At 59.3% G+C, this 26,069-nt stretch carries 23 protein-coding genes; 14 read left to right on the forward strand and 9 right to left on the reverse strand.

Annotated elements, in window-relative coordinates; all coding sequences use genetic code 11:
- Window positions 1-196: 196 nt before the first annotated feature.
- Both DCS96_RS03890 and DCS96_RS03895 read right to left on the reverse strand, forming a co-directional pair.
- Window positions 197-409 carry an anti-sigma factor family protein gene (locus tag DCS96_RS03890; RefSeq protein ID WP_116473029.1) on the reverse strand — a complete coding sequence of 71 codons (213 nt, stop codon included), beginning with the start codon at window positions 407-409 and terminating at the stop codon, window positions 197-199.
- Window positions 403-1,020, reverse strand: coding sequence for an RNA polymerase factor sigma-70 (locus DCS96_RS03895; protein ID WP_232818176.1), 618 nt, complete (start codon window positions 1,018-1,020; stop codon window positions 403-405). Before DCS96_RS03895 ends, DCS96_RS03890 begins: the two co-directional genes overlap by 7 nt.
- Window positions 1,021-1,482: 462 nt before the next feature.
- On the opposite strand from DCS96_RS03895, the gene DCS96_RS03900 reads away from it, so the two are divergent.
- Window positions 1,483-3,747, forward strand: a complete 2,265-nt coding sequence (locus DCS96_RS03900) for an arginine/lysine/ornithine decarboxylase (protein ID WP_116473030.1) — start codon at window positions 1,483-1,485, stop codon at window positions 3,745-3,747.
- Between the two features lie 8 nt (window positions 3,748-3,755).
- Window positions 3,756-4,355, forward strand: a complete 600-nt coding sequence (locus DCS96_RS03905) for a DUF938 domain-containing protein (protein WP_116473031.1) — start codon at window positions 3,756-3,758, stop codon at window positions 4,353-4,355.
- Between the two features lie 305 nt (window positions 4,356-4,660).
- Here DCS96_RS03905 and DCS96_RS03910 read toward each other — a convergent pair whose 3' ends face one another.
- A complete protein-coding gene (locus tag DCS96_RS03910; protein WP_116473032.1) occupies window positions 4,661-5,809 on the reverse strand; it encodes a GNAT family N-acetyltransferase in 1,149 nt (382 codons plus the stop codon).
- 443 nt (window positions 5,810-6,252) lie between these two features.
- Between DCS96_RS03910 and DCS96_RS03920 the strand changes: the two genes are divergently transcribed.
- From DCS96_RS03920 to oppF, 6 genes are all read left to right on the forward strand, one after another.
- Complete coding sequence (locus DCS96_RS03920; RefSeq protein ID WP_116473034.1) at window positions 6,253-7,620, forward strand: YjiH family protein; 1,368 nt, start codon at window positions 6,253-6,255, stop codon at window positions 7,618-7,620.
- A 265-nt stretch (window positions 7,621-7,885) separates the two neighbouring features.
- Complete coding sequence (locus DCS96_RS03925) at window positions 7,886-9,511, forward strand: ABC transporter substrate-binding protein (protein ID WP_157953573.1); 1,626 nt, start codon at window positions 7,886-7,888, stop codon at window positions 9,509-9,511.
- A gap of 145 nt (window positions 9,512-9,656) precedes the next feature.
- Window positions 9,657-10,577, forward strand: coding sequence for an oligopeptide ABC transporter permease OppB (gene oppB, locus DCS96_RS03930; RefSeq protein ID WP_116473035.1), 921 nt, complete (start codon window positions 9,657-9,659; stop codon window positions 10,575-10,577).
- Between the two features lie 13 nt (window positions 10,578-10,590).
- Entirely contained in the window at window positions 10,591-11,499 is a 909-nt protein-coding gene (oppC, locus tag DCS96_RS03935; protein ID WP_116473036.1) for an oligopeptide ABC transporter permease OppC, read from the forward strand.
- 12 nt (window positions 11,500-11,511) lie between these two features.
- On the forward strand, window positions 11,512-12,486 hold the full coding sequence (gene oppD, locus DCS96_RS03940; RefSeq protein ID WP_116473037.1) for an oligopeptide ABC transporter ATP-binding protein OppD: 975 nt from the start codon (window positions 11,512-11,514) through the stop codon (window positions 12,484-12,486).
- Window positions 12,476-13,477 (forward strand): murein tripeptide/oligopeptide ABC transporter ATP binding protein OppF, encoded by a 1,002-nt coding sequence (gene oppF, locus DCS96_RS03945; RefSeq protein ID WP_116473038.1) that lies wholly within the window; start codon window positions 12,476-12,478, stop codon window positions 13,475-13,477. The genes oppD and oppF overlap by 11 nt, the downstream gene beginning before the upstream one ends.
- Window positions 13,478-13,767: 290 nt before the next feature.
- Here the strand turns inward: oppF and DCS96_RS03950 are convergent, their stop codons facing one another.
- The 3 genes from DCS96_RS03950 to dinG all read right to left on the reverse strand — a co-directional run bounded on the left by DCS96_RS03950 (window position 13,768) and on the right by dinG (window position 17,400).
- Window positions 13,768-14,400 (reverse strand): YccT family protein, encoded by a 633-nt coding sequence (locus DCS96_RS03950; RefSeq protein ID WP_116473039.1) that lies wholly within the window; start codon window positions 14,398-14,400, stop codon window positions 13,768-13,770.
- A 172-nt stretch (window positions 14,401-14,572) separates the two neighbouring features.
- Entirely contained in the window at window positions 14,573-15,340 is a 768-nt protein-coding gene (locus DCS96_RS03955) for a sulfite exporter TauE/SafE family protein (RefSeq protein ID WP_116473040.1), read from the reverse strand.
- Complete coding sequence (gene dinG / locus DCS96_RS03960) at window positions 15,340-17,400, reverse strand: ATP-dependent DNA helicase DinG (protein WP_116473041.1); 2,061 nt, start codon at window positions 17,398-17,400, stop codon at window positions 15,340-15,342. Before dinG ends, DCS96_RS03955 begins: the two co-directional genes overlap by 1 nt.
- 255 nt (window positions 17,401-17,655) lie before the next feature.
- Here dinG and DCS96_RS03965 point away from each other — a divergent pair, with 255 nt between their 5' ends.
- A complete protein-coding gene (locus DCS96_RS03965; RefSeq protein WP_116473042.1) occupies window positions 17,656-18,669 on the forward strand; it encodes a porin in 1,014 nt (337 codons plus the stop codon).
- 281 nt (window positions 18,670-18,950) lie between these two features.
- On the opposite strand, the gene DCS96_RS03970 is transcribed toward DCS96_RS03965, so the two are convergent.
- Together DCS96_RS03970 and DCS96_RS03975 are read right to left on the reverse strand one after the other, a co-directional pair.
- A complete protein-coding gene (locus tag DCS96_RS03970) occupies window positions 18,951-19,322 on the reverse strand; it encodes a transcriptional regulator, TraR/DksA family protein (protein WP_116474519.1) in 372 nt (123 codons plus the stop codon).
- A 69-nt stretch (window positions 19,323-19,391) separates the two neighbouring features.
- Window positions 19,392-20,321: a tRNA-dihydrouridine synthase gene (locus DCS96_RS03975; protein WP_116473043.1), complete on the reverse strand. Its 930-nt coding sequence runs from the start codon at window positions 20,319-20,321 to the stop codon at window positions 19,392-19,394.
- 158 nt (window positions 20,322-20,479) lie between these two features.
- On the opposite strand from DCS96_RS03975, the gene DCS96_RS03980 reads away from it, so the two are divergent.
- From DCS96_RS03980 to DCS96_RS03995, 4 genes are all read left to right on the forward strand, one after another.
- A complete protein-coding gene (locus DCS96_RS03980; protein WP_116474520.1) occupies window positions 20,480-20,872 on the forward strand; it encodes a YbaN family protein in 393 nt (130 codons plus the stop codon).
- Window positions 20,873-20,941: 69 nt separating this feature from the next.
- Window positions 20,942-21,487: an adenine phosphoribosyltransferase gene (gene apt, locus DCS96_RS03985; protein ID WP_116473044.1), complete on the forward strand. Its 546-nt coding sequence runs from the start codon at window positions 20,942-20,944 to the stop codon at window positions 21,485-21,487.
- Window positions 21,488-21,493: 6 nt separating this feature from the next.
- Window positions 21,494-23,740, forward strand: a complete 2,247-nt coding sequence (gene dnaX, locus DCS96_RS03990; RefSeq protein ID WP_116473045.1) for a DNA polymerase III subunit gamma/tau — start codon at window positions 21,494-21,496, stop codon at window positions 23,738-23,740.
- 52 nt (window positions 23,741-23,792) lie between these two features.
- On the forward strand, window positions 23,793-24,122 hold the full coding sequence (locus DCS96_RS03995; protein WP_116473046.1) for a YbaB/EbfC family nucleoid-associated protein: 330 nt from the start codon (window positions 23,793-23,795) through the stop codon (window positions 24,120-24,122).
- Window positions 24,123-24,311: 189 nt separating this feature from the next.
- Here the strand turns inward: DCS96_RS03995 and DCS96_RS04000 are convergent, their stop codons facing one another.
- Entirely contained in the window at window positions 24,312-24,581 is a 270-nt protein-coding gene (locus tag DCS96_RS04000) for a hypothetical protein (RefSeq protein ID WP_116473047.1), read from the reverse strand.
- 638 nt (window positions 24,582-25,219) lie between these two features.
- On the opposite strand from DCS96_RS04000, the gene recR reads away from it, so the two are divergent.
- On the forward strand, window positions 25,220-25,825 hold the full coding sequence (gene recR, locus DCS96_RS04005; protein WP_116473048.1) for a recombination mediator RecR: 606 nt from the start codon (window positions 25,220-25,222) through the stop codon (window positions 25,823-25,825).
- Window positions 25,826-26,069 lie beyond the last annotated feature (244 nt).

Raw genomic sequence — 26,069 nt, forward strand, 5'->3', positions numbered from 1 at the left:
AGTCTGACTATATAGTCCGAAGCGGCGGGGTATTTATTACATATTTTATGCATATATTCGGACTAATGGAGGGATGGGGGGCCGTTGCCCCGCAAGTTAGGGGTCTGGCACTGTCGCGGTGGCATAGACCCGGGGCCGGGTATCCCACAGGCACAAGCGGGGCAAGGTCCGGGCTTTCATATACCAGCCCGCAGTTTTATTCCCGCTTTTTATCCGGCGTGTCTTCGGTCGGTGGCTGGTGGCGGGCAAAGCCCCGCGCCATCCTGCGCAGGGCCGGCAGCTGTTTTTCAAAGTTGCTGCAGGCCGAGCACATCATGGTATGTAGCCTGAGGGCCAGTTTTTCACCCAGGGTCAGCGGTCTGTCCTGGGCCTCGGACATCAGCCGGGTCGCTTTATGGCAGTTCAACATCGGCAGTCTCCATCCAGATACCACTTGTTTTCAAGGCACTCCCGCAGGCGCAGCCGGGCCCGATACAGCAGCACATTGAGGTTACTGACACTGATGTCGAGCTCGCTACAGATTTCACTGCTTTCCAGGTCGACGAACTCGCGCATCATGAATACCCGGCCCTGATTGGGCGGCAGGTCATCGAGACAGGCCTCGAAGATCTGCCAGAACTGGCTGTCTTCGGCGCTGCCTTCGGGCGATGACCAGGCCACGGGTCGTTCATCCCGATGCCACATGCCGTTTTGATTGAACAGGGTCTCTTCCAGGCTGTCATCTTCCGTCCGGGTCAGGCTGCTGACATTGACCAGGCGCTGGTTCTTGCGCAGCAGATCGGCAATCTTATTTTTCAGGATGGCGAACACCCAGGTCTTGTAGGCAGCCCGGCCGGCAAAGGCCTGGGCATACCTGAATGCACCCAATAGTGCTTCCTGTACCGCATCTTCTGCCAGGTGGCTGTCCCTTAGCTGCAGGGTGGCAAATTTGAGCATCTGCAGGCGCAGTTCGTCAGACATCAAGGTGTCATGGGAAGAGCCGGTTGGGTGAGGGTCTTGCGGTACCGAGTCCTGGGTCATTGCTGACTATCCTGATTTGTGATGATTGTCTGGCCGTACTGTATCTTGATATAAAGTATGGCACCAGACTCATCAGAAACCAGTGTACTCATCCCATCATCCGCCCTGCATCTTGCTTTCATGATACCTTGGTCGTATCGGGGTGGATTTTATTACAATGGAAGGACAACTTCTGGTTCCGGGTAGGACGGTATGGTTGTTTTTTAATGCTACTTTGATGAATATATAATCACTTGGTTGCTTCCTTATCCCGCTGCTTATTGCCCCCGGAAGCAGCGGGCGCGGCATCGTCAGGGCCGAATTTTTCAGTCTTTCATGCGGTGCGGAGCCAGGCCTGCCGGGTGGCGTTTTCGATGAATTTTTATGTAAACTTCTTTTGTCACGCATCGAGATAAGGATTAGAATTGGCGACCATTAACAGGCCGCCACCGTCATTCGACACAGCACCCAAGGAGCCTCTCCATGCAGTTTCATTTTCCCATCGTCATTATCGATGAAGATTTCCGCTCCGAAAATACCAGCGGTTCCGGCATCCGTGAACTGGCTTCTGCCATAGAAAAGGCCGGCATGGACGTGGTGGGCTACACCAGTTATGGAGACCTGACCTCCTTCGCCCAGCAGCAAAGCCGGGCCGCCGGCTTTATCCTGTCGATTGACGATGAGGAGTTTGGTGGTGGCAGTCGGGAAGAGGCCCAGTCGGTGCTGGATCAGCTGCGCCGCTTTGTCGAGCAGATCCGCCATCGCAACCCGGATATTCCCATCTACCTGTACGGCGAAACCCGCACCGCCCGGCATATCCCCAATGACATACTGCGCGAGCTGCATGGTTTTATCCATATGCACGAAGACACCCCCGACTTCGTGGCCCGGCATATCATCCGCGAGGCCAAGAGTTACCTGGATTCGCTGGCGCCGCCTTTCTTCCGTGCCCTGACCCACTATGCCCAGGACGGCTCATACTCCTGGCACTGCCCGGGACACTCCGGAGGTGTCGCCTTCCTGAAATCGCCGGTAGGGCGTATGTTCCATCAGTTTTTCGGCGAAAACATGCTGCGTGCCGATGTCTGCAATGCGGTGGACGAGCTGGGTCAGTTGCTTGACCATACCGGCCCGGTGGCCGCTTCGGAACATAACGCGGCGCGCATCTTCAATGCCGACCATCTGTTTTTCGTAACCAACGGCACATCCACGTCCAACAAGATAGTGTGGCACTCGACCGTGGCCCCGGGCGATATCGTGCTGGTGGACCGCAACTGTCACAAGTCGATTCTGCATGTGATCATGATGACCGGCGCCGTGCCGGTATTCCTGATGCCGACCCGCAACCATTACGGCATTATCGGCCCGATCCCGCGCAGCGAGTTCGAGCCCAAGCGTATCCGCGAGAAGATGATGGCCAACCCCTTCTGCCGCGAGATTCTCGAGAAGACACCGAATGTCAAGCCGCGGGTGCTGACCATTACCCAGTCCACCTATGATGGCATCCTCTACAATGTGGAGGAGATCAAGACCCTGCTGGACGGCGAGATTGACACTCTGCACTTTGACGAGGCCTGGCTGCCCCATGCGGCCTTTCATGACTTCTACGGTGATTATCACGCCATCGGCGAGGCGCGGCCGCGCTGCAAGGATTCCATGGTGTTTTCGACCCAGTCGACCCATAAGTTGCTGGCGGGGATTTCCCAGGCCTCGCAAATTCTGGTGCAGGACGCAGAAGACAACAAGCTGGACCGAGACTTGTTCAACGAAGCCTACCTGATGCACACCTCCACCAGCCCCCAGTACGCCATCATCGCCTCCTGCGATGTGGCGGCGGCCATGATGGAAGCCCCGGGCGGCACGGCGCTGGTGGAAGAATCCCTGGACGAGGCGCTGGAATTCCGCCGTGCCATGCGCAAGGTGGACGACGAATACGGTGACGACTGGTGGTTCAAGGTGTGGGGCCCTGATGACCTGACCGATGACGGCCTGGACCACAGGGATGCCTGGATGCTGCATGCCGGTGAAAGCTGGCACGGCTTTGGTGATGTGGCGCCGGGCTTCAACCTGCTGGACCCCATTAAGGCCACCATCCTTACCCCCGGTCTGAACGTGGACGGCAATTTCGCCGACGACGGCATACCGGCGGCCATCGTTGCCAAATACCTGGCCGAGCATGGTGTGGTGATCGAGAAAACCGGTCTCTATTCCTTCTTTATCATGTTTACCATCGGCATTACCAAGGGCCGCTGGAACACCATGGTCACCGCCCTGCAGCAGTTTAAGGACGACTACGACAAGAATGCCCCCCTGTGGCGTATCCTGCCGGAGTTTATTCAGAAATATCCGCAATACGAGCGGGTGGGCCTGCGCGATCTCTGTGCCGATATTCACCGCTTCTACAAGCTGAACAATGTGGCCCGGATGACCACGGAAATGTATCTGTCGGATTTGGTGCCGGCGATGAAACCGGCGGATGCCTTCGCCCGCATGGCTCACAAGAAGATCGACAGGGTGCCGCTGGATGAACTGACCGGCAGGGTTACGGCGGTGATGCTCACCCCCTATCCGCCGGGCATTCCGTTGCTTATCCCGGGTGAGGTATTCAACGATACTATCATCAGCTACCTGAAGTTTGCCCGCGAGTTCAATGGCAAATTCCCCGGCTTCGAAACCTTTATCCATGGCCTGGTGGCGGAGCAGCAGGCGGGCCAGACCCACTATTATGTGGACTGCGTAGCGGAATAGGGAAAATCATGAGCGACAAACCTTTCTCCCAGGCTTGTGAAAACAACAAGCGACCGATCCTGGCGGTGCTGGCGCAGGTCTTTGACCGGCCCGGTGTGGTGCTGGAGATCGGCAGCGGTACCGGCCAGCACGGGGTGTTTTTTGCCGAGCGGCTGACCCATCTGTACTGGCAGCCGAGTGACAGGGCGGAAAATATCCCGGGTATGTCGCTCTGGTTTGCCGATGCCGGTCTACCCAACCTGTTGCCGCCGCTGGTGCTGGATGTTACCCAGGATCACTGGCCGGCCGGCCAGTATCAGGGGGTGTTTACCGCCAATACCCTGCATATCATGGCCTGGTCCGAGGTCGAGGCGATGTTTGCAAGACTGGTTGGGGTGCTGGCGCAGGGGGCATCGCTCTGTATCTACGGCCCCTTCAACTACGAGGGGCGGTTCACTAGTCCCAGCAACCGGGCCTTCGATGCCATGTTGCGAGACCAGGTTCCGCATATGGGGATACGGGATATCACGGACGTGACCGAGCTGGCCGAGCGCCACGGCCTGGGTTTACAGGCGGATCATGCCATGCCGGCCAACAACCGGCTGCTGGTGTTTAAACACCATTTGTAGGAGGCGCGACCCCGCGGCGATATGGCCGGCAGGCCATCAAGATGTAGTTGCAGGAAGTTCGGCCCCGGGTTTATGGGCCCATATCATTAAATCTCCTTCGGATATCAAAGCGCCGGGGTCGGCCCTCCTACAGCACACCTAGAATCGGGCAGGGACGCTGTGGGAGGCGCGACCCCGCGGCGATATGGCCGGTAGGCCATCAAGATGTAGTTGCAGGAAGTTCGGCCCCGGGTTCATGGGCCCATATCATTAAATCTCCTTCGGATATCATCACGGCGGGTACAGCACTTACCTCCTAACAATCCCTACTCTCCATCTTTAAAAGGCAGCTGTTGTTGGCATTGTGCCTGATAGCGAAGCAGTTGCGCCGTCTCTCGCCGGCAGTAGTCGGCAATGGCGTCATTGAACCCTCGTTCGAACAGCTTGAAATAACCGTAACAGAGCCGTGGTTCAAAGCCGCGTTGCAGCTTGTGCTCGCCCTGAGCCCCGGCATCGAAGCGGCGCAGCCCCTGTTCGATACAGTACTCGATCCCCTGGTAATAACAGGCCTCAAAATGCAGGAACTCCAGCTCCTGTTCACAGCCCCAGTAACGGCCGTACAGGGTGTCGGCTGAGCGAAAACACAGGGCCCCGGCTACCAGTTGTTGCTCCCGATAGGCGGCAAACAGCACGCATTGGTCGCGGCAATCATTTCCCCATCGCAGGAAGGTTTCCTGGGTCAGGTAGCCATCGTGACCGGCCCGCTTCTGATAGGTGCGTCGGTAGAAGTGATAAAACTGCCGCCAGATGTCGGCGGTGAGGGCATCGCCGCTCAGGGTGGAAAAACGGATGCCGCCTGCCAGGACCCGGGCCCGTTCCTTCAGCAGGTTCTTGCGCTTGCGAGAGCTGAAGCGGGCAAGAAAGTCGTCCATGTTTCGATAGCCCCGGTTCAGCCAGTGAAACTGCACATTGGTCCGTTGTTGCCACTGTTGTTCCCCTAGCTGTTGTCCCAGTGGCTGTTCACAAAACAGGCACTGGTAGCCGCTGGCGCCGATCTTCTCACTCAGGGCGATCAGGCCTTGCTCAAAGAGCGGCATAAGCTGTGCGGGTTGATATCCGGGTGCCAGGCCCAGCCGGGGGCCGGTAGCGGGGGTGAAAGGAATGGCGCACACCAGCTTGGGATAATAGGTCAGCCGGTGGCGTTCATAGGCCTCGGCAAAGGCCCAGTCAAACAGGTACTCGCCATAAGAGTGGGTCTTGATGTAGCAGGGCATGGCGGCAATCAGCTGCCCTTCCCGGTACATACAGGCGTATTGCGGCAGCCAGCCGGACTCGGCTCCTATGCTGCCGCCGGCCTCCAGCGCCAGTAAAAAGCCATGGCGGGTAAAGGGATAGCCGTCAGTAAACAAGGCATCCCAGGCAGCGGCATCTACCTGGGAGAGGCTGGGGATAAAGACCAGTTCGGGGGAGGGCATGGGCTCCTGTCTGCGTTGCTGGGATGACTGTGGACGAGTATATCATTAAGCCATCAGCTATCAGCCATCGGCTTGCTCACCCATCCCCAACTTCAATTGAAACCACTTTTATCGTCAAAAAGGGATCCGGGTCGCTGATTTGGAATCCTGTCCGTATTGCAGCTTGCATGTGATTACAAATTGCTTATACTGCCAGCCCAAAGTTAACACGTCAGAACAAAAATCTAACAAAGTTCCATTAAGTAGGTTTAAGTTTTGATATTTCATTTTGATTAAATATATTTGGCTGTAAAATAAGTATTCATCAATCTTTCGTGAAATTGACGCCTTATTCAGAAATAAGTTGTTTTTATTCTCAAGCTGTTTGATGGGCTGCATAAAAATGCAGCTTTTACCTTTTATAACCAAATTGGGTGATTTGCCTGATTAAGGAAGGACAACCTATGGAAAAGACATTGCTGGGACAGGCCGCCTGTAGCAAAAGAAACCTGCTGATGTTTCTGGTGCCATCGCTGGTGGGTATATTGCTGTTTATGACTCCGGTCAGTTACAACGGCGATCTCACCATCATGATTGCCGTGCTGGCCAAGGGCCTGCAGGCCATGCTGGACGGCCACCTGACGTTGATTGTAACCCTGCTGATCAGCAGCTCTGCGCTGATGACCCTGTTTACCAAGGTGGTGAAGCCGGACTGGGTAATCTCGCATCCTTTCTTGAACAGCCTGTTTAATATCCGGCCCATCTGGCTGGTCAGCCGCCTGCTGGGAGCGCTGTTCGTGGTGCTGGCTTACAGCCAGACCGGCAGCGAGCTTGTATTCAGTGAGGTGACCGGTGGCTTGGTGCTCAACGACTTGTTGCCGGTGCTGTTCGCCGTCTTTATCTTTGCCGGCCTGTTGCTGCCCCTGTTGCTCGATTTTGGTCTGCTGGAATTTGTCGGCACCCTGCTGACCGGCCTGATGCGACCCATTTTCCGCCTGCCCGGCCGCTCGGCGGTGGACTGTATGGCCTCCTGGCTGGGGGACGGCAGTGTGGGTATTCTGCTGACCAGCAAGCAATACGAAGGTCAACACTATACCCAGCGCGAAGCAGCGGTGATCGGTACCACCTTCTCGGCGGTCTCCATTACCTTCAGCCTGGTGGTGCTGGCGCAGGTCAAACTTGAGCATATGTTCCTGCCTTATTATCTGGCCATCTGTATCGCCGGTATCGTCGCCGCCATCGTCGTGCCCAGGCTGCCCCCCCTGAGCCGGAAAAAGGATCTCTTTATCAATGGCCAGGCCCGCAGCCAGGACGATGAAGCCATCCCCGCCGGACAATCGACCCTGAAGCATGGCTTTAACCTGGCACTGAACCGTGCCGGCAAGGTAGAAGGCCTGGGTCAGGTGGCCAAGACCGGCGTGCATAATGCCCTGGATATGCTGTTCGGCGTATTGCCAGTGGTTATGGCGTTCGGCACCCTGGCGCTGATCATCGCGGAAAATACGCCGCTGTTCAGCTGGCTGGGCATGCCTTTTGTACCGCTGCTGGAACTGCTGCAGATCCCCGAAGCCGCCGCTGCCTCGGAAACCATAGTAGTTGGCTTTGCCGACATGTTTATCCCGGCAATCCTGGCGACCTCCATTGAAAGCGAGATGACCCGCTTTGTGATAGCCGCCCTGTCGGTGACCCAGTTGATCTATATGTCGGAAGTGGGTGCCCTGCTGCTGGGCAGCAAGATCCCGGTGAATATCTTCGAGTTGTTCGTTATCTTCCTGCTGCGCACCCTGGTGACCCTGCCGGTGATCGCACTCATTGCCCACCTGGTGTTCTAGACTCGATAAGTATCAGTGATAAAAAACGGGCCCTGTTTGGGCCCGTTTTGGTGTTGGGGCTGCAAGAACCTTAAGGATAGAAGTCCGCTCACAGGGGCATGCCGGGCCCGGGGGGCCTCAGCGTCGACCCGGCCGCGATACGCCGGCTGACAGCACAGATTCATCGGCGCTGTTTGGGCCTGCCGCAGGCAGCTATAGTTAATCAATGCTGCCCGAGCGATGATTCCAGAGAGAGGCGGGCCATTTTCTTGAGGGAGTAGGCAAGATGCAATCGAAGCGTACGGAGAAGACCACCTCGATTCTGGCCGCGACGCTGCTGGCCATGGCGGCGCAAACCTGGGCCGCTGAGATCCCCGCCGACACCCGGCTGGCCAAGGTGCAGCAGCTAATCAAGGGCAATGGCGCGGAGCCCGCCACCCTGGACCCCCACAAGACGGAAGGGGTGCCCGAATCCAATATTTTGCGTGATCTGTTTGAAGGTCTGGTGGTATCCGGCCCCCGGGGTGAGATCCTACCCGGCGTCGCCGAACACTGGGAGACCCAGGACAATCAGCACTATCTCTTTCACCTGCGTGCCGACGCCAGATGGTCCAACGGCGAGCCGGTCACCGCCCATGACTTCGAGTACAGCTTCAAGCGGGCGATTGACCCTAACACCGCCTCTCCCTATTCCTGGTACCTGGAAATTCCCACCATCGTCAATGCCGGCGCCATCCTCAAAGGGGAGCAAGACGTAGACACCCTGGGCGTCAAGGCGCTGGATGAGCGCACCCTGGAAATAACACTGGAACAGCCGGTGCCCTATTTCGTGACCATGCTGGCCCACACCACCACTTACCCGGTCAATCGCCGGGCGATAGAACGGCACGGTGCCGAGTGGACCCGGCCGGGCAACCTGATATCCAACGGCGCCTATACCCTGTCCGACTGGGTGGTCAACGAGAAGATCGAGCTGGTGCGCAACCCCCATTACTGGAACAATGACAAGACGGTGCTCGAGCGGGTCAGTTATTTGCCCATCACCTCCCAGAATGCGGCCATGAACCGCTTCCTGGCCGGTGAACTGGACATGACCAATGAGATACCCATAGAGCACTTCACGCGCCTGAAACAGGAACACCCTGATAAAGTCCGCATCACCGGCTATGTGGGCACCTATTATTACCAGTTCAATACCAGAAAACCGCCTTTTGATGACGTGCGGGTGCGTAAGGCACTGTCCTATGCCATCGACCGCGAGGTGATTGCCAACCTGGTGCTGGGCCAGGGTCAGAAACCCGGCTACACCATGACCCCTGAGATCGTCGACGGTTTTACCCCGCCCAGGCTGGCATGGGCGAGCTGGACCCAGAAGGAGCGAAATGCCAGGGCCCGGGAACTGCTGACGGAGGCCGGCTTCAACAAGCAGAATCCGCTCCGATTCGAGCTGCTCTACAACACCAGCGAGAATCACAAGAAGCTGGCGGTGGCCGTGGCATCGATGTGGAAGAAGCAACTGGAGGTAGAGGTGGAACTGGTGAACCAGGAATGGAAGACCTACCTGGATACCAAGACCCAGGGTAATTTCGATGTGGCTCGGGCCGGCTGGATTGCCGACTACAATGAGGCCTCGTCCATGCTGGATCTGCTGCAGACTACTCATGGTAACAACGACGGCAAATATTCCAACCCCGCGTTTGACGCGCTAATGAATGCCTCTCGCTCCATCGTCGATACGGAAAAGCGTAATGCCCAATACACCCAGGCGGAAGAGATTCTGGCCGAGGACATGCCCATCGCACCCATCTACCAGTATGTGACCGCGCGCCTGGTGCAGCAGTATGTGGGGGGGTACCCCAACAACCCGCTGAATAACCTCTATTCTAAGGATATGTATATTCTGGAACATTAAGGACAGGGAGAGCCGGGAATCCCCGGATGGGAGGGCGACCCCGCCGCGATTCATGGTTGTTGGCCTGCCGGCCCTATCGCCTGGGCCGGGGTTCCACCATGTTTCGTTCTTAGGCTGTGTGTGGGAGTCCACTGAAGGAGACTCAATGCTTAAATTCATTGTTAAACGTCTGCTCGAAGCCATTCCCACCCTGCTGGTGCTGATCACCATTTCCTTCTTTATGATGCGCTTCGCCCCGGGCAACCCCTTCAGCTCGGAGCGTAGTCTGCCCCCCGAGGTGTTGGCCAATATCGAAGCCAGATACGGGCTGGACAGACCGGTGCTGGAACAGTACTTCGGCTACCTCGGCAACCTGCTGCGGGGAGATCTGGGCCCCTCTTTCAAATACAAGGACTTTTCCGTCAACGAACTGGTGAGCCAGGCCTTGCCGGTATCCGCCGAAATCGGCTTGTACGCCTTCTTCGGCGCCGTGCTGTTCGGCGTCGCCCTGGGGGTAGTGGCGGCACTGAAACAAAACAGCTGGATTGATTATCTCACCATGTCAACGGCCATGGTCGGGCTGGTGATCCCCAGTTTCGTACTGGCGCCCATCCTGGTGCTGGTATTTGCCATTACCCTCCAATGGCTGCCGGCCGGCGGCTGGAACGAGGGGGCGCCCCAGAACCTGATCCTGCCGGTGGTGGGCATGATGATGCACTATATCTCGGCCATCGCCCGTATTACCCGGGGGTCCATGATTGAAACCATGAACGCCGATTTTATCCGTACCGCCAGGGCCAAGGGCCTGCCTCGGCGCCATATCATCCTCCGGCATGCCCTGCGGCCGGCCATGCTGCCGGTGGTGTCTTACCTGGGGCCGGCCTTCGTCGGCATCATCACCGGCTCTGTGGTGATCGAAACCATATTCGGCCTGCCCGGACTCGGCCAGCTGTTTGTTAACGGGGCGTTGAACCGGGACTACTCCATGGTGCTGGGTCTGACCATACTGGTCGGTACCCTGACCATTGCCTTCAATGCCCTGGTCGATATCCTCTATGCGGCTATCGATCCCAAGATCCGTTATTAAGCCGGAGCCCGTCATGGTCGTGCCCAAAGCAAAACGCGATGCGCTGGAGCAGTTTTCCGAGCAGTTGGAGGTGGAGGGGCGCTCCCTGTGGATGGATGCCCGCCGCCGCTTCTTCCACAACAGGGCGGCCCTGGCCAGCCTGCTTATCCTCGGCCTGATCACCCTGCTGGTGCTGGTGGGACCCTTGTTGTCCGGGTTCGCCTATGACGATACCGACTGGAACGCCATGATGGCGGCCCCCAGCCTGGAAAGCGGCCATTACTTCGGTACCGATTCCCTGGGGCGGGATCTGTTCGTACGTACCCTGGTGGGAGGACGCATCTCCCTGATGGTGGGGCTGATGGGGGCCCTGGTGGCGGTGATCATCGGCACCCTGTATGGCGCCGCTTCCGGTTTTATCGGTGGGCGCACCGATCGGGTGATGATGCGCCTGCTGGAAATCCTCTACTCCTTCCCTTTTATGTTCTTCGTGATCCTGCTGGTAACCTTCTTCGGCCGCAATATCCTGCTGATCTTCTTCGCCATCGGCGCGGTCAGCTGGCTCGATATGGCGCGTATCGTGCGCGGCCAGACCCTGAGTTTGAAGCGCCGGGAGTTTATCGAGGCGGCACAGGTCTGCGGGGTCGGCAAGGCCACCATCGTCACCCGCCATATCCTGCCCAATGTACTCGGCATAGTGGCCGTGTATGCCACCCTGCTGGTGCCCGGCATGATCCTGTTTGAATCTTTTCTCAGCTTTCTCGGCCTGGGGGTGCAGGAGCCGATGACCAGCTGGGGCGCCCTGCTGGACGAAGGGTCCAAATCGATGGAGGTCGCCCCGTGGCAGCTGTTGTTTCCGGCAGGCTTTATGGTCACCACCCTGTTCTGTTTCAACTTTTTGGGGGACGGTCTGCGTGACGCCCTGGATCCGAAAGACCGTTAAGGAGAGCCGTCGATGACGCTGTTGGAGGTCCGGGAACTGCGGGTGGAATTCACCACCCCGGAGGGCAAGGTGGTGGCGGTCAACGATCTCGATTTTTCGCTGGATGCGGGCGACACCCTGGGGCTGGTCGGTGAGTCCGGCTCCGGCAAGAGCCAGGCTGCTTTCGCCATCATGGGATTGCTGGCCAGGAACGGCACCGCCTCCGGCTCCGTCCGCCTTGAAGGACAGGAGGTGCTAAACCTGCCGGAAAAGGTGCTGAACCGGATCCGGGCCGAGCACATCGCCATGATTTTCCAGGACCCCATGACCTCGCTGAACCCCTATATGAAGGTGGGACCCCAGCTGATGGAGGTGCTGATGCTGCACAAGGGCATCAGCCAGGCCCGGGCCTTCGAGGGGTCGGTACGTATGCTGGATGCGGTGGAGATCCCCGAGGCCCGGCAGCGGATGGGCATGTTTCCCCACGAGCTCTCCGGCGGCATGCGCCAACGGGTAATGATCGCCATGGCGCTGCTGTGCCAACCCAGGCTGCTGATCGCCGACGAGCCGACCACGGCCCTGGATGTGACCGTCCAGGCCCAGATCATGAGCCTGCTCAACGAGTTGAAGCGGGAATTCAACACCGCCATTATTATGATCACCCATGATCTGGGGGTGGTGGCCGGCAGCTGCAACCAGGTACTGGTGATGTATGCCGGCCGCACCATGGAGATCGGCCCGGTGGACGACATCTTCTACCGGCCCAGCCACCCCTACACCGAAGGGCTGCTGAAGGCGGTTCCGCGACTGGATGCGGGTGGAGAGGAGCTGGCGACCATCCCCGGCAGTCCTCCCAACCTGCTCAGGCTCCCCCCCGGATGCCCCTTCCAGCAGCGCTGCCCTCGGGTGCATGATGCCTGCCGCCGTGTGATGCCGCCGCTGACCCCGTGCGGAGAGGGTCGCCGGCGCGCATGCCATTGGGATTGGGAGGCCAAAAATGGTGAATAGCAGGCCGCTGCTGGAGGTGCGCGATCTCCGGGTGTACTTCGATGTCAGGGGGGAGCGGGCCTGGCCCTGGTCCAGGCCGGCGGTCCTGAAGGCGGTGGACGGCGTCAGCTTCAAGCTGTACGAGGGCGAAACCCTGGGAGTGGTGGGCGAGTCCGGCTGCGGTAAGTCCACCCTGGCCCGGGCAGTGATCGGGCTGGAGCGGGCCAGTGCCGGCGAGGTGATCTGGCAAGGGCGAGATCTGACCAAAATGGATCGCAAGGTACGGCGGGAAACACGCAAGGAAATACAGATGATTTTTCAGGATCCTCTGGCGTCCCTCAATCCCAGGATGACCATAGGCGAGATCATTGCCGAGCCGCTGCGGGCCTTCTACCCACAGATGCCGAAGGCGAAGGTGAAGGACAAGGTCAGGGCCATGATGATGAAAGTCGGTTTGTTGCCCAATGTGATCAACCGCTACCCCCATGAGTTCTCGGGCGGCCAGTGTCAGCGGGTCGGCATCGCCCGGGCACTGATACTCGGTCCCAGACTGGTTGTCTGCGACGAGCCGGTTTCGGCCCTGGACGTTTCCATCCAGGCCCAGGTTATTAACCTGCTGAAGGAACTATCGCAGGAGATGGGGTTGTCGCTGATCTTTATCGCCCACGATCTGTCGGTGGTGAAGCACATATCGGATCGGGTGCTGGTCATGTATCTGGGCACGGCGGTGGAGCTGGGTGAGGGCAGGGCCCTGTTCGAGCGTCCCACCCATCCCTACACCCAGGCGCTGATGAGCGCGGTGCCGGTGCCGGATCCGGAATATGAACGCAACAGGCAGGCGCAGATCCTGCACGGCGATCTGCCGTCGCCAATCACGCCGCCCTCCGGCTGCGTGTTCCGCACCCGTTGCCCGTTGGCGGACGAGGACTGCGCCCTTACCCGGCCGGTGCTGGAGGGCAGCGAGCAACATCGGGCCGCCTGCCTCAAGGTGAAGGTCAAGCCGGACAGGTAACCGGGGACGGAGTAAGAGGGAGGGATTGGGAAATGGGGAGTATGTAGGTCAGAATTTATTCTGACAGCGGCCTGTCAGGTTGAAACCTGACCCACAATTCCCCGCAGGATCATCGGTTTGCTGTGGGAGCGTCGACCTCGGCGCGATGATGTTTGGTATGGCCTTGCGGCCAATCGGCCCGGGGTCGAGCCTCCTACAGGCCTATGTCGGTCCCGGGGCTTGCTGTAGGTAAACATTTATTCTTACCACGCGCTGTCAGGTTGAACCCTGACTCACAAGCCCCGTTCCCCTTACTGTTGCTGAATCATCCAGATCTGGAAGGCGCGGCGGGTATCTTTGTCGGCGGCATTCCACCATTGCTTGAGCATATCCAGGGAGTCGGCATTGACGCTGGCATCCCCGAACTGGGCTTCGGCGGCGGCCAGGGCGGCGTCGGTACGGCCACCGAAGGATTTACCAGCTTCTTCCAGATAGTCCTGGATGCCGCGGGCCAGATCCATGCCGGCGGGTCGGTGGATGGTATAGAGCTCGGCCTCGACCGGCTGGCCGGTGGTCTGGTCGACGATGCGCATCTCGCCGGCCTGGTCACGCAGGAATTCACGGGCAGCCTGGTAGTTGATGGGCGTCGGGTAATCCAGGGTCAGCGCGGCATCTTCCGGCACCTCCAGGGTAACGATCACAGGATCGCCGTCCAGCACCCGAATTTCGCTGCGGTTGGAATAATCCTCGGTATAGCTGATGGCGAACTGGTGTCTACCTGCCTTCACCTCCACGACATTGACCGCACGCATGGCGCTGTGATCGGTCTTTTTGCCGTCGACCAGCAAGATCTGGTAGGGCTGGGGGGCTTCAAAGCTGGCGGCCATGGCGCCGACCGGCAGGCAGGCAATGGCCAGGGCGGCGAGGGTGGTACGTATTTTCATCAAGGGCTCCTAGCAGGATAAGCAAATGCCAAGCATTTGAACTGGCTGAGATAGTAACGCCCGGATTGTGGCAACTTTGGCTCTCCGGCGCAACGGTCAAAACCAGGCCTGCCTGGCCAGCTTGAGCGACAGGGCCAGTACCATCACCACAAATAACGCGGCGGAGACATGCTCAAAACCAGGCCTGCCAGGCCAGCTTGAGCGACAAGGCCAGCACCATCACAACAAAGATGGGGCGGATAAAGCCGGCACCAAAGCGGATCGCCGAATGGGCCCCGATAAAAGAGCCCGCCATGATGCCGACACTCAGGGTCAGCCCCAGTATCCAGTCGACCTGCCCGAGGGCGATAAAGGTCAGCAGTGATACCAGGTTGCTGGTCAGCACCATGCCCTTGGCCAGGCCGGACGACAGCAGCAGGTTGAGCCGGTACAGGGCCATCGACGAGACGATCAGAAAGGCGCCGGCGCCCGGGCCGAAGGCGCCGTCATAGGCGCCGAGCAACAGGCCCTGCCCCCACTGGCGCCGATAAAGCCGCTGGTTGGGCCTGGGCAGCTGGTTGCCCTGGTGTTCATGGCGGCGGTTGACGATGGTGTAGATGGCCACTCCGAAGATTAGCAGGGGCAGCAGCTTTTCCAGCCAGGCGGCGTTGATCAGATTGACCAACAGGGTGCCGACCAGGGCACCGACGGCCGCGGCCAGCAGGGCACGCCACCAGAACCCCGGCTGGAACAGCCGCTGGCGATAGAAGGTGATGGCCGAGGTGAGCGAGCTCAGGCTGGCCGCTACCTTGTTGGTGCCCAACGCCATATGGGGGGGCAGGCCGGCGCTGAGCAGGGCGGGAATGGTGATCAGGCCCCCGCCGCCGGCCACCGCATCGAGAAAGCCGGCCAGCAGGCCGGTCAGCGCCAGCAAAAAATAAACGGAAAAGTCGAATACCATCAGTCTGTTATTTCTTGGGTAAAGGGTGGCAGGGCGGCCAACAGGGCGGCCCCGTAACGACGGGTGACGATGCGCCGGTCGAGCAGCACGATTCTACCCTGATCCGTCTCGCTGCGCAGCAACCGGCCGCAGGCCTGAATGAGTTTGCGCGATGCCTCGGGAACGGTCAGCTCCATAAAGGGATTGCCGCCGCGCAGGCTGATCCACTCCGCCATGGCCTCTTCCACCGGTGAGGTGGGTACCGCGAAGGGCAGCTTGGTGATGACAAGGTTGGTCAGATAATGGCCGGGCAAGTCCAGCCCTTCGGAAAAACTGCCGGTGCCGAACAACACGCTGGGGCTGCCGCCGTCGCAACGCACCCGGTGCAGCTGCAGCAGGCCCTGGCGGCTGGCCTCTCCCTGCACCAGCAGGCTCAGGCCCTTGGCACGCAAGCCCTCGGCGACTGTCTGCATCTGCCGGTAGGAAGAAAACAGTACCAGGCTGGCCTGCTGTTGCGCAAGCCAATGGGGGAGCTGCTCGATCAGCGCCTGATCAAAGCCGTCGTCGCCGGGCACACAGCCGATATCCGGGACTATCAGCCGGGAGCCGGGGTAGTCGAAGGGCGAATTCAGGCGCAGATAGCGGCTGCCGTCATCGCTTTTAAGGCCCACGGCACGGCGAAAATAGCCGAAGTCGTTGAGGGCGGTAAAGGTGGCCGACACCATGATCACGGCGGCGGCCCGGGACCAGCACCATTGTTCCAGTAAATAGCCCACCGCCAGCGGGGTGGCGCACAGGCTGATATCCCGGCTCTTGTCATCCTGCTCCAGCCAGCGGGCGGGGGGTACATGTTTGGATCCCAGGGGGCGGGTCATCAGCTCGCAGAGGGTAGCGGTCTGTTCGGTGCGCAGCTGGGCCTGACTCAGGTCCGACAGCCAGGGCTCCGCCTGTTTCAGGGGCAGGGTGCCCAGCTTGAGCTGCTCGGCGACCTGGGTCTGCAGCCGCTCCAGGCTGCGCTGCAGGCCGGTATTTTCCTCTTTCAGCTGTACCAGCTGCAGGTGCAGGGCATCGGGCAGCTCACCGGCGGCAAAACGCAGGCACCCTTGCTCGTCTGTGGTCAGGGCCGACTCGGTAAGGGATTGTTGCAGGGAATTAAGGCTGGGGATCTGCTGCTGCAACGCGTCCTGTACCTGGGTCACCGACTTCTGTAGCTCGGGTGCATTCAGTCCGCTGGTATGCTTGCCGAGGCCCTGGTTGAATTGTTCCAGCCAGCGGCGGGTAGTGCGCAGCGGCAGCCGGGCCGACCCCTGGTCGCGGGCAATATCGGCAATATGATGGGCTTCGTCCAGCACATAGACGCAGGCTTCCGGCTCGGGCAGGATAATGCCGCCGCCCATTTTCAAATCGGCCAGCAACAGGGCATGGTTGACGACGATCACCTCTGCCTTGTCCAGCTCGTTGCGGGCCAGATGGAAGGGACAGTGCTGGTGACCGAGCTGGGGCTGGCAGCCGTGGCGCTGGGCCTGGATCCGCTGCCAGAGCCCGTCATCGATGGGTGTGGGCCAGCTGTCCCTGTCCCCGGCCCAGTCGCCGCGCTGGCGGGCCTGCCACAAGTCGGCCACCAGCGTCTGCTCGTCGCTACTTAGTCCGGCGGCCGGCTCCAGCAGGCTGAACTGGGCCTCGCCCTCGGCCAGCTGGGCCAGCCTGTGATCGCAGCAATAGCGGCCCCGGCCCTTGGCCAGTACGAAACGAAATGCCGGCGGGCAGTGCCGCAGAAACAGCGGCAGATCTTTTTCGATCAGCTGCTCCTGCAGGGCCAGGGTGGCGGTGGAGATCACCAGTTTTTTGTGTGCCTGGCGAGCCCAGGGCACGGCGGCCTGGATATAGGCCAGGGATTTGCCGATGCCGGTACCGGCCTCGGCCACCAGGATGCGGCGGCTCGGCTGATAGTGGCCCATCAATACCCGGCCGATTTCGGCCACCAGGTAATTTTGTGCCCGGCGCGGCTTGAAGCCGGCGATGGCGGCGCCGAGGCGGCGGTAATTGTCGCGGATAAGGGTGCGGTAGTGGGTGTCTGTCATCGGCCGGCCCGGGAGAAACGTTGGCGCAGAGTATACCGGCTAGATGAATAATCGCCAGATGCAAGGCCCTGGTGTGGGAAAGGCGCGGGCTGTCACATTTGTGTAACGTACGAGCGTTAATGTTCTAAAAAGTTCCCGAGTTATTGTTGCGCGGCCAAAAAACCGATGATAGGCTGCCTGCCATAGTGACGTGTTACGTTGCTAACACAGGGAATTACAAGGACTTAGTGTTTAATAACAGTAGGCATACAAAAAATGAAAAAAACGATTCTTGCACTGACTATCCCGGCTCTGTTCGCCACTTCCGCCAGCGCCGTTGAGATCTACTCCGCCGAAGACGGCTCCAAGGTCGATTTCTACGGTCGCGTTCAGTATGACGCCGGTGAACTGAAGCACCAGGTAGCTGATAGCACAAAAGCCGAGAACTTTGGTGGTGCCGGCTCTGCCCGTCTGGGTACCAACGTTCAGTATACCCTGAACAACGATGTCGACCTGATCGGTAAGCTGGAGTGGCAGGTCACTGCCGAAGGTGCTGACGATACCAAGACCAGTGACATCGACGCCCGCTACGCCTGGGCTGGTTTCCGCTTTATGGACACCACCGACCTGACCTTCGGTCGTAGCCAGGATCCTATGGCTCAAGCGCTCTACCTGACCGACGTCTTTAACATCTTCGGTGGCGCTGTAGCCTACGGTGATGCGATCGGCGGTGTTAGCGATAAGACTGACGACCAGATGCGCGTTTCTTATGCCGCCAACGGCGTTGATCTGCGTGCGGCCTATGCTTTCGCCGACGCTGACAAACAAGACGACAACGCCGGTAAAGAGAACCAGTGGTCAGCATCTGCCGGCTATACCTTCCCGTTCGGCCTGGGTCTGGTTGCCGCCTATGAGCAAGAGAGCTTTGGTAACGGTGCAGATATGGATGCCTGGATTGTCGGCGCCAGCTACTATGTAGACGGCTTGTATGTCGCTGGTATCTACACTGAAAGAGAAAAAGATGTTGTCGGCGGCGGCAAGGATGAGAGCGAAGGCTATGAACTGGTCGCTACTTACACCGTTGATGCCTGGACCCTGCTGGCCGAATACTCCAATGAAGAGTTTGATGCTGCCTCTTCTTCTACTAACGAAGACACCATTGACCTGGTAACTCTGGGTGTTCAGTACAAGTTCAACCCCAACACCAAGGTCTATGCAGAATATCTTATCAACGATAACGATGCCAATGACGATGACCTGTATGGCATGGGTATCCAGTACAACTTCTAAGCTCGGTTAGTTCCGAATTAGCAGTAAAAAGCCGGCGTCACGCCGGCTTTTTTCGTGTGTAGCAGGCTCGCGCTCGGGCCGGGCCCCATCACCCCCTATCGCGCCGGGGCCGACGCTCCTACAGCACACCTCGGAGCCCGGCATATCCCTGTTGGGCGGGTTTTAACCCGACGGCTCGCGGTCAGAATCAATTCTGTTGTAGGTCGGGTTTCACCCCAACAAGTCGTGGTCGGAATAAATTCCGATCTACCCGCTTCCCTCCATTCCCCCATCCCCAGGGATTACAGCTCCCATATCCCATGCTGGGCCTTGTAATATTTTTCTTCGCAGTGGTCACAGCGCTGGCGACAGGGATCCTGCCATAACTGCGCGGCAGTCAGCGGCGCCTCGCAGTCGCTACACAGGCCATACAGGCCCAGCCGCCACTGGCAGAGGGCGGCATCCAGCTGCTTGAGCAGCTTGATCCGGGGGGCTAGCTGGGGCCAGGCCTGCAGTGCCGGGTGATCGGCCCATTCATCCGCCGGCAGGGTAAGCAGCTGGCCGGCCAGCCCTGCATCCAGGGCACGCACTGCCTGCAAGAATGCCCGGCGCCGTTGCCGGGCCTGCGCCTGTAACTTCGCCGCTAACTGCTTGTCTGTTACTATCTTGTTCATCTGGACACCCGACATTGTGATACCAGCAGCCAGTATAGGGGCGGGGACCGGCTACAAGGATGATACAAGTCAAAGGCGGTGCAGTATCTGCTGGATCTCGTCAGCCCGCTTGAGGGTGCGGATCTGCAGGAACAAGGCAGCGGCTTGCGAGTACTGCAATTTTAAATAGCTCAGCCACTGCTTGACCCGGTTGGGGTAGTAGACGCCCTTGTCGCCGGTGATTTCCTGCCGGGAATAGTCCAGCAACAGGCGGACGACCTCCGGCCAGGCGAGTGGCTGCTGGCCGGCCTTGATGACCGCTGCCAGGTTGGGCAGGGCCAGGGCGCCGCGGCCCAGCATCAGGCTGGAGCCGCCGCTCTCGGCCCTGGCCCGGCGGGCATCGGCGGCATTCCAGATCTCGCCGTTGGTGATCACCGGGATGGCAATGGCCCTGCGGATTTCTGCAATATGATGCCAGTAGGCGGGGGGACGGTAACCGTCCCGCTTGCTGCGGGCATGCACCGCCAGTTCATCTACACCACCCTCATAGAGGGCCTGGCTGTTTTCCAGGTAGCTGTCCCGTTCATCAATCCCCAGCCGGATCTTGGCACTGACCGGCAGGTGGGCCGGCACGGCGGCGCGTACCGCACAGGCGATGCGATAGAGCTGCTCGCTGTCGGCCAGCAGGGCGGCACCGCCCCTGTGTTTGTTGACTGTCTTGGCCGGGCAGCCGAAGTTGAGATCGATGCCGTTGGCTCCCAGTCGGCAGGCCTGGGCGGCGTTTTCCGCCAGCCAGTCGGCATCTTGTCCCAATAGCTGGATGCGTACCGGCGTGCCGCTGGGTGTCGTGCACTCCTGGTGCAATTCGGGGCACAGGCGATAAAAAACCCGTGCGGGCAGGCGCATATCCACCACCCGAATAAACTCGGTGACGCACAGATCGTAAGGATTGATACGGGTGAGCAGATCCCGCATCAGGTGGTCAAGCACCCCTTCCATCGGGGCTAAAATCAGGCGCATAGGGGCTCGGCAAAAGCCGGCATCTTAAAGCCATACGCCGGATGCGACAAGCGCAAAGCCGGAAGATCAGGGAATGGGGAATGGGGGATGGCTCCAATCCCCGTTTCTGCTTTCCGCCCATGGCTGTTATGCTAAAGGCGTTTGCAGAGGAGGTCGTTATGCGCATACTGTTTGCCCTGCTTGGCAGCCTGTCCCTGGGTCTGGGGGTTCTGGGCGCTTTCTTGCCGGTGCTGCCGACCACGCCCTTTGTCCTGCTTTCGGCCTTCCTGTTTGGCAAATCCTCCCCCCGGGTACATAGCTGGTTGCTCCATCATCCCTGGTTTGGCGGCATGATCCAGGACTGGCAGCAGTGCCGGGGCCTGCGTCCCCGTGTCCGTCGCCGGGCGCTGCTGTTGATGAGCGCAAGCTTTGCCTTTTCTATCTATATGGTGCCCTTGTGGTGGGTGAAAATTGGGCTGGTGCTGACATATATTGCCCTGCTGGTCTGGTTTTTGCGCTTGCCCCTGCTCCCGGACCGGCCTGCGGTTGCAATGAAACAGCCTAGGCCCTAAGCTAGCCGCAATTGAATGACCATGCCTTCATTGTTATGTGGGCACTTTTTTCAGGGCTGCCATCACCTTATGAAACAAGAAACTCTCAAACTGATTGCCGACAGTATTGTTACCATTGCCGATTATCCCAAGCCGGGAATCCAGTTTCGCGATATCACCAGCCTGGTGGAAAATCCCCGGGCCTTTGCCCTGACCATAGAGGCGATGGTTGAGCAGTACCGTCACTCTGGCATCACCAAGGTGCTGGGCACCGAGGCGCGGGGCTTTATTTTCGGTGCCCCGGTGGCCGCGGCCCTGGGGGTGGGCTTTGTGCCGGCGCGCAAGCCGGGCAAACTGCCGCGGGAAGTGATCGAAGTGGCCTATGATCTGGAATACGGCCAGGACAAGCTGCAGATCCATGTGGATGCGATTTCCCCGGGGGAGAAGGTACTGATCATCGACGACCTGCTGGCCACCGGTGGTACCGTCGAGGCGGCAGTCAAGCTGGTACGCCGCTGTGGCGGCGAAGTGCAGGACGCCGCCTTTGTTATCGCTCTGCCAGCCCTGGGTGGGGTGCAACGACTGACGAATCTGGGTGTCAAGGTGATGAGTCTGGTTGAATATGACGGTGACTAAGCAGCCATGAGCTATCAGGTTCTTGCCAGAAAATGGCGGCCTCAGCGTTTTGCCGATGTGGTCGGTCAGGAACATATACTCAAGACCCTGGTGAATGCCCTGGCGCTGGGACGATTGCATCATGCTTATCTGTTCAGCGGTACCCGGGGGGTGGGTAAGACCTCGATTGCCCGCCTGCTGGCCAAGGCGCTGAACTGTGATGGCGGTGTTACCTCCGAACCCTGTGGCCAGTGCGGCAGTTGCCGGGAAATCGAGCAGGGGCGTTTCGTCGATCTGCTGGAAATAGACGCCGCCAGCCGCACCAAGGTGGAAGACACCCGGGAGCTGCTGGACAATGTCCAGTATCAGCCGGCCCATGGCCGCTTCAAGGTCTATCTGATAGATGAAGTGCATATGCTGTCTCGGCACAGCTTCAATGCCCTGCTGAAAACCCTGGAAGAGCCGCCGCCCCATGTGAAGTTTCTGTTGGCCACCACGGATCCGCAGAAGCTGCCGATCACCATTTTGTCCCGTTGCCTGCAGTTCCATTTAAAAAGCCTGGAGCCGGAGCGCATCGATGCTCAGCTGCAGCATATCCTGACCAAGGAGCAGGTGGGCTTTGAACCGGCGGCGACCGCGGCCTTGGCCCGGGTGGCCGATGGCAGCCTGCGTGACGCCCTCAGCCTGACCGATCAGGCCCTGGCATTCGGCAATGGCGAGGTCAGGTTGGCCCAGGTCGAGTCGATGCTGGGCAACGTCAGCCGACAAAGTCTGGAGGCGCTGATACAGGCCCTGCTGGCCGGCGACGGAGCCGCCTTGATGGCGCAGGTGGCCCACCTGGCCAGCCTGGGGCCCGATTATGATCAGTTGCATAAGGAGCTGATCGCCTTCTGGCATCATCTGGCCCTGGCGCAACTGGTGCCGGCCCATAACCTGCCTTACGCGGACGAGCTCAACCGCCTGGCCCCCCTGGTACCGGCGGAGCAGATCCAGCTTTACTACCAGATTTTCCTGCAGGGGCGAAAGGATTTACCTTTTGCGCCCGATGGCCGATCGGCACTGGAAATGACCCTGTTACGGGCGCTGGCGTTTAGGCCGGTTGCGGCCTCGGAGGATATATCGGCCGAGGCAGGGGGAGCGCCCGGGGCAAAAAAGCCCGCCGCTGAGCCCCGGCCAGATCAACCGGCCGTGGTTCAGCCGGAACAGCAGGCGGAACAGCAGCCGGAACAGGAATGTCCCGACGACCATGTCATGGCGGCCAGGCTGGCAGCCGAGCAGGGCGAGATCCTGGCCGAAGCCGACAAGCAGGGCTGGGTGATGCCGGCTCGGTCGACGGCGGCCGTCGGCAACGAGCCGGAGGCTTTGGATGCGAACAATGACGCAGGGGTCATGCCGGCGCCCGCAGCAGAACCGGAAATAGAGCCGGTACCAGAGCCGGCGGCACAGGCGCCAGCGGAGGTTGACTCAGGACAGGCATCACAGCTGCAGGACGAGGCCGCCGATGCGGTGGCCCGGATCCGGCGGCTGATCCAGACCCGTAACCGCTTGCGCAGCCAGGAGCCGGCTGCGTCCGAGAGGATGGCCGAGCCGGTGACACCGAGTCTTCCACCAAGGGCTGCGTCAGGCAAAGTGGCAACGGTTCCGCCGGCGGTGGCGTCGCCATCATTGGCCGGGAGTGAGCCGCGACCGCTTAACCGCCAGGCACAGGAGGAGTTGCCGCCGCTGGGTGCCTATGACGATGTGCCCTGGGCGATGGATGAAGACGATCCACCGGCTCCCCAATTACCGGTGACTGCCACCGAGGCCAGGGCTCAGCAGGGGAGAGCGATCGCCTCGGCCAACGGGGTATCAATGGAACCGGCTCCGCTTAAGGCCGCCAGCCTGTTGGCCGAGGCGGAAGACGCCTGGACCTTGCTGCTGTCCCGCTTGCCGCTAGGTGGTTTTTTGCGTCAGTTGGCGATGCACAGTACCCTGGAGCAACAGGGGGCCCGCTGGCAACTGACCCTGAGGCCCGAACATGGTCACCTGTTGACCGAAAAAACCCGCAGCGAGCTGGCCGCCCTGCTGAGTGAACATGCCGGCGAAGCCATCGAGCTGGAGGTATCTCTGGGGCAGGGGACGGGTCAGACGCCCTATGAAATCGAGCAACAGCTGTTTCAGGCGGCAAAAGTGCGCGCCCGGGATGAAATAGAGGCCGACGATGCGGTACAATTTCTTATTTCCCGTTTTGCGGCCAGCCTGGATCTGGACAGCATTGAACCTATGGCAGAGTAAGGTGTTCGACCTTCGCCATAACCCGTTAAACCGTTAACAAAGAGTAGAACCTATGTTTGGTAAAGGTGGACTTGGAAATATCATGAAGCAGGCCCAGCAGATGCAGGATAAAATGCAGAAGCTGCAGGAAGAGCTGGCCAAACTGGAAGTGGTGGGTGAATCCGGTGCCGGCCTGGTCAAGGTCACCATGACCGGCAGCCACTCGGTACGCCGGGTCGAGCTGGATGACAGCCTGCTGGAAGATGACAAGGAGCTGCTGGAAGATCTGCTGGCCGCTGCCGTCAATGACGCCGTACGCCGGGTGGAAGAACAAAACAAATCCCGCATGGGTGAGCTGACCGGCGGCATGCAGCTGCCGCCTGGCTTCAAGATGCCGTTCTAAGCAGTAAGTAATAAGCTGGAAGCCGGAAGAAAAAATTTGACAGGCCAGTGAGCCCCAACGATTTTTCTAGCTTCCAGCTTCCAGCTTCCAGCTTCCAGCTTCCAGCTTCCAGCTTCCAGCTTCCAGCTTCCAGCTTCTAGCTTCTAGCTTCTAGCTTCCAGCTTCTAGCTTCCAGCTTCCAGCTTCCAGTTATTCATGCCAGGCGCCGTAATAACAGTGCTTGAGCTCATGGATCAGGGTCTCGTAGTCATTATGAACGTAATGGACCTGGCAAAAGCGGCCCGACCAATTGGCATAGCCCTTTAGCCGCCCTTTGCTTATTTTGGCTGCCAGGGGGATCTCGGGTACCTGTTCAAGCTGGTCATAGTCATCATAGATATTGACTGTGATGATGTAGGAATCAAACGGTTGCGGATCTTCCGGCCCCTCCGTCAGCAGGCTGTTACATCCGCCCATCATGACGAGTAGCCAACTACAGGTTGCCATTTTACAGGTATACGCAACCCCTCGGCCTGTTCTGAGCCGATACCTGTTATCTTTATACATAGATCGTCCTGATCCATTCTGACTGAACGTGCGAATCCTTGCACGGGTTTATGTGTGACTGTCACACTTTTTGTATTAAAAGCTTGACATAAGTTACGGGTGGCAGCTGGTTAATTTTTGGTCTGTTTTTGGCCTGGTTTTTTTCGTTTCGATGTTCTACCGGGGTAGCCGGGTGGGGCAGGATGATGATGAAATGGCGGCCGACGGGGTAAATGGGCGATATGGGAGCGAACCGATTTTGGTGTGAGGCGTTATCCGAGCGGGGGATGTGCAGGAACCAACCCGAAAGTATAGTTGCCATGGATTTTTTTTGTGAAAATCACTGAACGTGAATGGGGGCGGACAGGTTTATTTATGCGTCATTTTTTCGTCTGTTATTTTTCACCCCCATGTTCTACGTGGTAGTGTTGCCGGTAATGCCAGTATGGCTTGCCCGCACCGGATTGCGGCAATGCTTGCTGCCCGGGGGGCACATCTTCGCTCGGTGAGTGTCCCGATTGTCGGCCGGGAGCGCATTCATTGGTAAATATGTTGTTTAAGAGAGTGATGTCATGCGTTTCAGTCCCTTGCTGGATGAGTTGATCAAAAGTTTGCAGGTATTGCCCGGCGTTGGCCCCAAGTCGGCCCAGCGCATGGCATTCGCCCTGCTGGAGCGGCACCGGGCCGGCGGGCGCAAGCTGGCCCATGCTCTGAACCAGTCCCTCGAGCATATCGGTCACTGCCGCCAATGCCGGACCTTTACCGAAGAAGATATCTGTCCCCTGTGTGCCAACCCCAAGCGGGCGGCCACCGGCCAGCTGTGCATTGTGGAAAGCCCCGCCGATGTGGTGGCCATCGAGCAGACCGGCCAATATCTGGGGCGCTACTTCGTGTTGATGGGTCATCTGTCGCCCCTGGACGGGGTCGGGCCGGAAGACCTGGGACTGGACAAGCTGGCCGACTGGCTGGCTGCCGAAACCTTCGAAGAGCTGATCCTGGCGACCAACCCCACGGTGGAAGGGGAGGCCACGGCCTATTTTATTGCCGATATCGCCCGCCAGCAGGGGGTACGGGTCAGCCGCATCGCACACGGGGTACCCATAGGTGGCGAGCTGGAGCTGGTGGACGGCAATACCCTCAGTCATTCGCTGATGGGCCGCAAAGCCTTTGCCGATTGATCCTGTAGGAGGCGCGACCCCGCGGCGATATGGCCGACAGGCCATCATATACCTTCAGATATCATCGCGGCGAGGTCGCCGCTCCTACCACAACCCCCAATGACCCTGTGGGAGGCGGGGCCGCGCGACGATATGGCGCCAGGCCATCACCCATCTTGAGCTGCATTCAGGGATATCGCGCAATCCCCTGCCGGCTAACGACTGCTCCCAATGCTATTTTTTCCATGCTCCTTCTTGAAATCGA

Source organism: Zobellella maritima (assembly GCF_003075035.1).
In the GTDB taxonomy this organism is placed as follows: domain Bacteria; phylum Pseudomonadota; class Gammaproteobacteria; order Enterobacterales; family Aeromonadaceae; genus Oceanimonas; species Oceanimonas maritima.